This is a genomic window from Synechococcus sp. R5-12 (assembly GCF_047502655.1).
GTDB lineage: Bacteria > Cyanobacteriota > Cyanobacteriia > Thermostichales > Thermostichaceae > Thermostichus.
The window spans coordinates 1-6,245 of record NZ_JANSIM010000065.1 but is presented as its reverse complement, the minus strand read 5'-3'; the positions used below and the strand labels follow the sequence as shown (position 1 = coordinate 6,245).

Sequence of the window (6,245 nt, the reverse complement as noted above, 5' to 3'; positions counted from 1 at the left end):
AGTCGGGGTGGGCGTCGGCGTCGGCGTCGGGGTGGGCGTTGGCACCGGAGTGGGTGTTGGTGCTGGAGTCGGGGTGGGTGTCGGCGCTGGAGTTACCTCAGGGGTAGGCGTGGGGGTTGCTTCGGGCGTAGGGGTAGGCGTAGAACCGGGAGTTGGGATCCCTAGGATTGGTTTTACGGGTATAGGCTCTATGCGTATGGGCTCTACCTTGGGTTCGGGAGTTGGGGTGCGATCCGGCTGTTCCTGGGTATCGCGAACCGCTGGACGTGGCCACAGCAAAAAGGCGGCCAGCAAAGCCATAACGCCCAGGGATCCCCCGGCCAAAACCCACTTCAGGTTGCTGTCGGAAGGTTGCAGAACCGTTTGGGGGGCAGCTTGCCGCAGAGGGCGAGTGCGGGGAGTATCGGTTCGTGCCGGCGTGGCAGGGCGAGCGACGGGGGGATCCTGAACGGTCGGGAGAGCGTTGCCGGCTTGGATTACTGTAGAGGGCGTTTTGGGAGTTTCATCCTCACTTTGGGGGGAGGGATCCGGTGTTTCCGGCGAAGCTTCTGCTGAGGAGGGTTCCCGCTCGGTGATGTAATAGGGGATCCCTGCACCTGGGGAGGGGGGAGAGACCGGCTCATCTTCGATGAGATCCAGATCCTCATCGCGGATATCTTCAAAGGCTCCAGAAGCTGATCCTGTATTGCGGGTGGTTTGGATTGGTGGCTTGGGGTCAGAAGAGGGTGGAGCATCCCGTTGAGCCTTAGCGCTGCCGGTGGGCAGGATCACAGTGCTGGCTTGGCCACTAGAGAGTTGGGTGGTTGCCGTCAGGTCATAGGCTTGCAGCAGCCGCTCCCCTAGCTCCCGCATCGTTTGTGGTCGTTCGTCCGGGTTTTTTTTCAGGCAATCCATCACCACGGCTGCTAAAGGGGGTGGGATCGGCTGGGGGGCTGCCTTCGGGTTGATCTCGATTGGGCTTTCGTAGCAATGGGCGTGGATCCAGCTGTGCAGGGAGTCGGTTTCCAGCTGAAAGGGCATGGATCCCGTCAGCATCTCGTAGAGCACTACCCCAAAGGAGTAGATATCCGAGCGGGCATCCAAGGCTTTGCCCCGTATCTGTTCGGGAGAGGCGTAGCGAGCTGTGCCGATAAATCCTCCCCCTTTTTGGGTGCCCAGGCTGAGGGTGTGATCCGCCAGGGTTTTGGCCACGCCAAAGTCGAGGATTTTCAGTTGGGGAATGAGCTTGCCGTTTTGAAAAACTTGCTCGATGAAGAGGTTGCTGGGTTTGATGTCGCGATGGATAACGCCTCGAATCTCGCGACCCTCTACCTTGGCCTGAAACGTGTGGGCAAAGTGCAGCCCCTCACAGGCCTGCAAGGCTAGTCGAACGGCTTGTCGAACCGGCAAAGCCCCTTTTTCTCGGATCAGCTTGCCCAGATCCTGACCCTTAAGGTACTCCATCACCAGATAGGCTTGCTCCCCCTCTTGGCCGTGATCCAAAACCTTGACGATGCGAGGATGCTGCCCCAGAAGGGTGCTAACGCGGATCTCTTCGGCAAAGCGACGGCGCAAGTCTGTCTGGAAGTCGCCCCGGCTCAGCAGCATGGGGGCATATAAGATCTTGACAGCTACCTCTTGGCCGTTGTTGTGTAAGTCTAAGGCGCGGAAGACGGATCCCATACCACCGCTACCAATTTCTTGAATCAGCTGGTAGCGGCTGCCCAAAATGCGGTTGGTGAGATCTGCGGTCATGGGTTTGCAGCTTGGAGAAGAGGAATTGCAGGGGGAATGTCCATACCATAAACCGAATTGCTGAGGTCTGCACCAGCCTACGCCGGTGGCTGAACTCAGGGATCCGGATTGGGGCCATCTGTTGGAAATGGCGGGGTTTTCGGTTGATTCTTCAAGGTGACTTCTCAGATTTACTTAACTGTTACTTAAAAGTTGTAGAAGAAAGCTCTGGCGGGGGCAGTGACGCTCAAGGGAGAGCTGCGGTGATCGGTTTCACCGTCCAAGAGAACATTTTCTGGTTAACTTTGGGGGGGATAGTCTGGATTATCCTGAGCAATCCCCAGTCTGAAGAAGGGGACAATCGACAGGGATCCCTTGATGAGGTTGACCATGGACTTGGGCTTGGTGGTGATTGCCTACAAAGAGGGGGATCGGGAGAGCAAAGCCGCCTGCCAGAGGTGTGCGGAGCAGTTGCGCCGGCGCGGTGTTACGGTGTTGACAGCTCCCACTGGCTTGCACCACAACCCCTACCCAGTCTTTTTGGAGGCCACCTCGGATCCCATCGATCTGGCGGTGGTGCTGGGGGGAGATGGCTCGGTGTTGGCGGCAGCACGATACCTGGCTCCCCATGGGATCCCGATTTTGCCGATCAAAGCGGGGGGTAGGCTGGGGTTTTTGGCCCAGTCGGAGCGGGTGCTGCAACAGGATCCCTGGGATCGCATTCAGGCAGGGGATTTTTTCTTGCAAGCCCGCATGATGTTGCAAGCCCAGATTTGGGAACAGCCGCAGTTGGGGCAAGGGGATCCCTTGGCCGCCCGTGGAGAGGGAAAGTCGCAAGGCCGTCCGGCCAGCGAAGTCTACTATGCCCTCAATGAGATCTGCCTGAAGCCGATCAACCGAGAGCGGCTGCCCGCCGCGATCATGGAGATCGAGGTCAACGGAGAGATTTTGGATCAGTACCACGGGGATGGCGTGCTGGTGGCCACACCGACGGGATCCACCTCTTACACTCTGGCAGCCAATGGCCCCATCCTCGAGCCCACCCTCGACGCCATCATCATCACCCCTATTTGTCCCCTGAGTTTGTCTAGCCGTCCTATTGTCATCAGCGGCACAGCCAGGGTGGACATTTGGCCTCTTGCCGATCCCGAAGGGTTGACCCGCCTGTGGACAGATGGCGTGTTGGCTCAGTCGGTGAATCCCGGCCAGTGGGTTCACATTCAGCAAGCGCCTACACCGGCCAAGCTGATGATCCTGGAAAAAGATCTCTCCTACTTTCGCACTCTGCGGGAAAAATTGCAGTGGGCGGGCAGCCGCATCTACATCCCCACCACCAACCACCGCCCCGAGGGGGGATAAGGAGAGCTTAAAGTTGGGCAGCTAGAGTGGCAAAGTTCGCTCCCATAAGCATATTTCCCATGAGCCTGAGACTTTACCTCCTTAGACACGGAGAAACCCCCTACAGCCGTTCCGGCAGCTTTTGCGGCGCTCTCGATCCCGACCTCACCCCCGAAGGCAAACAAATGGCAGAAGCCTTTGCCGCAGCCTATGCTGGGATCCCTTGGCAAGCTCTCTACGTCAGCCCAATGCGGCGCGCCTTGGCTACCCTAAGCCCCCTGGCCGAGAAAGTTGGCTTGGAGATGCAGATTCGAGAGGGCCTAAGAGAAATTCACTACGGCGAGTGGGAGGGCAAAACCCACGCTGAGGCGCAAGAAGCCTACCCAGAAGCCTATTGGCGCTGGATGACCGAGCCGGCCTGGAACGCCCCTCCGGGGGGCGAAACCGCCGTGCAAATTGCCAATCGGGCCATGCCGGTTGTGGCCGAGATCCAGGAAAAATGGACAGGCGGCCACGTCTTGATCGTCTCCCACAAGGCCACCATTCGGGTTATTCTCTGCAGCCTGCTGGGCATCGACCTGGGTCGCTACCGGGATCGCATTGAGGTTTTGGCCGCCTCGGTCAGCGTGGTCAAGTTCGACCGCTATGGCCCCCTTCTGGAAATCTTAGGGGAACGCAGTTATCTGCCTTCCGATCTGCGGGAAAGGGCAGGTACCTAATTGTTAGAGGGAGCAAGGTTTAGGATTCTTGAGGTCTTTTGGGTCTCTTTTTGAGGGAGCAATCATGGGCAAAAAACTGGGATTGGCACTGGGCAGCGGCGGAGCCAGGGGATGGGCTCATATTGGCGTAATTCGGGCTCTAGAGCAGGCCGGGATCCCCATTGATTATATTGCCGGGACGAGCGTTGGCGCTTTTGTGGGAGCCATTTATGCAGCAGGAGAACTGGATGAGCTGGAAGACTTTGTGCGAGATCTTAACTGGAAGATGATTTTGTCTTTGTTTGATGTGGTCTTTCCCACCTGTGGCCTTTTGGATGGCAACAAAATTTATGAGCTGCTGACAGAACATTTGCAAGAGCTGTGTATTGAAGAGGCCGGGATCCCCTTTTGCTGTGTGGCTACCGACTTGATCACAGGCCAGGAGGTGCTGTTGCGTTCGGGCAAAATGGCAGATGCCGTGCGGGCCAGCATCTCTATCCCAGGAATTTTCACTCCCTTTCACCACGAAGGGCGCTATCTCGGAGATGGAGGCATTGTCAATCCGGTGCCGGTGCGGGTGGTGCGGGAGATGGGGGCCGATGTTGTCATCGCGGTCAATCTCAACCATGTGGATCCCGCGGATGTGGAGTCGCAACTGGAAGAAACAGAGGTGGAAGAAACCCTTCAACGGCGACAGCGCTTGAATGCTGAAGGAGAAGTGATCGAAGAAGAAACCAACTTCATCACCCGCATTCGCAAACGCTATCAATCCCTACAACAAGGGATCCAAGAAAAAATTAGCCAATGGTTTCCAGATGAGCCCTCTGGTCCCAATATTTTCGACGTTATTGGCAAGACGTTGAACGTGATGGAGCAAATCGTTACCCGCAGTGTTTTAGCCGAACATCCGCCGGATTTGCTCTTGCAACCCAAGCTGAGCCAGTATGGGATCTTCGATTTTCATCAAGCAGATCCGATTATTCAGGAGGGCTATCGACAAATGCGGCGGGCCATTCCAGAATTGCGACAAAAGTTGGAGCAGTGAACCACCACTTCTTCAGCAGTTTAACCTAAAGCTTTGCAAGGATCTGCGCCCAAGCTTTCCAAACAATCTCAGATGGATCCTGCTATCAAAATGGGCCTGAAGCTCACTCAATTGGGATAAATTGCAACAGCGATCCCGTGTGGATGAGATGGGCCGGGGCAGATTTTCCATCCTGGTCGGGATGGGCCAGCAGCACACAGCGATCTTGAGGGGTGAGGTCAAACTTGACAGAGGGATCAGGTTCTCTTTCCAGTGGAGGGCTGAGCTGGGGATCTCCGACAAAAGTAAGTCGTGCCAACACGGTCAGCAGGTGATCTTGATGGGCCAGGTCTGACCCAAAAGGAGTCCGCTCTTGTAACGTAACAAGTGCTACCGGGTAACCTTCTCGCATCAAGTAGAAGAGGATCCCGGCACAGCGCTCTACAGCTCGCTCCAACTTGTCTCGATGGATCTCGGGCCTCTCTTTCTGGGGCTGCCAGCGGTTTTCAAAACAGAGGGTGATGGCCTGGGCTCGTGGACGCTCCAACTCCCGCACGATTAGTTGATCCCGTTTGGCCGAGATCTTCCAATGGACAGAGCGCACATCGTCCTGGGGGCGGTAGGGCCGTAAGCTCAGGTAGTCTCCCTCTCGACCGGGTTGGGGGCGCAATTGGTTGCCGCTGCTGAGCTGATCCCACAGCGCCAATCCTTGAACCGGGGCGAGCCGCGGAAACACGATCACCGTTTGGGGATCCCTAATTTCCACCGCCCTGCGGAAGAGTTCAAATGGAAAACTGGTGGCAACTTCAAAACCTTGCAACTGCCAGACTCCCCGCTTTGAAAAAGTATGCTGATAAAAAGTGTCCACCTTGGCACCGGGATCCACCCGCAAAACATAGCTGGAAGGCCAATCTTCCCGCCTCAGCCCCTCAATGCGTTCGCTCACCTGCAACGAAAAGCTGGGCAGGCGCCGTTTGCGATTGACCAGCGTGAGACCCACTAAGACAGGCTGGCCGGCGAAAATGCGGCTAGGCAACTGCCGGCTGACCTCCAGATCTTTGAGGGTGAGATCAGAGAGGGTACCGCTGATGAGGATGAGGCTGAGCAGCATCCCCAGCAACAAGTACAGGGGATTGTTGCCGGTGTTGAAAGCAGCAATACTTACCAACAGGGCGATCCCGACAAACCGCCCCCCAATACGGGTGAAGCGGAAGCGGCGCAGAAAACGAACCTGGCGCCTTGATTCCTGCTCTGAGGAGAAGATCCCCAGGCTTCCCGTCCGTTGAAGCAGTAATGGAACTAGTTTTCGGCTTAGTTTCCACAACACCGCAGTCCCCTCATCACTCCTTCATCCCCGGCCCCTCTCCAAAGGAGAAAGAGGTCTGGAATCTACAAGCTGCTTCAGTGTAATTTGAAATCACCATAACCAGTGCTACGGGCAGGTTTTTTCTGAGAGGATTTCAGCAATGGCC

Annotated in this window: 5 protein-coding genes; 3 read left to right on the top strand and 2 right to left on the bottom strand. The window is 56.6% G+C overall.

Annotated features, from left to right (window positions below; all coding sequences use genetic code 11):
* On the bottom strand, positions 1–1,734 hold a 1,734-nt coding region (locus NW843_RS04245), incomplete at its 3' end, for a serine/threonine protein kinase (RefSeq protein WP_414522207.1).
* Between the two features lie 369 nt (positions 1,735–2,103).
* Between NW843_RS04245 and NW843_RS04240 the strand changes: the two genes are divergently transcribed.
* From NW843_RS04240 to NW843_RS04230, 3 genes are all read left to right on the top strand, one after another.
* Positions 2,104–3,072, top strand: coding sequence for an NAD(+) kinase (locus NW843_RS04240; protein ID WP_414415615.1), 969 nt, complete (start codon positions 2,104–2,106; stop codon positions 3,070–3,072).
* A 59-nt stretch (positions 3,073–3,131) separates the two neighbouring features.
* The gene (locus NW843_RS04235) at positions 3,132–3,770 is read left to right on the top strand and encodes a histidine phosphatase family protein (protein WP_011432118.1); all 639 of its coding nucleotides are present in this window, start codon (positions 3,132–3,134) and stop codon (positions 3,768–3,770) included.
* 64 nt (positions 3,771–3,834) lie between these two features.
* Entirely contained in the window at positions 3,835–4,794 is a 960-nt protein-coding gene (locus tag NW843_RS04230; protein ID WP_414522206.1) for a patatin family protein, read from the top strand.
* 103 nt (positions 4,795–4,897) lie between these two features.
* Here NW843_RS04230 and NW843_RS04225 read toward each other — a convergent pair whose 3' ends face one another.
* A complete protein-coding gene (locus NW843_RS04225) occupies positions 4,898–5,941 on the bottom strand; it encodes a DUF58 domain-containing protein (RefSeq protein ID WP_414522205.1) in 1,044 nt (347 codons plus the stop codon).
* Between the last annotated feature and the right edge of the window lie 304 nt (positions 5,942–6,245).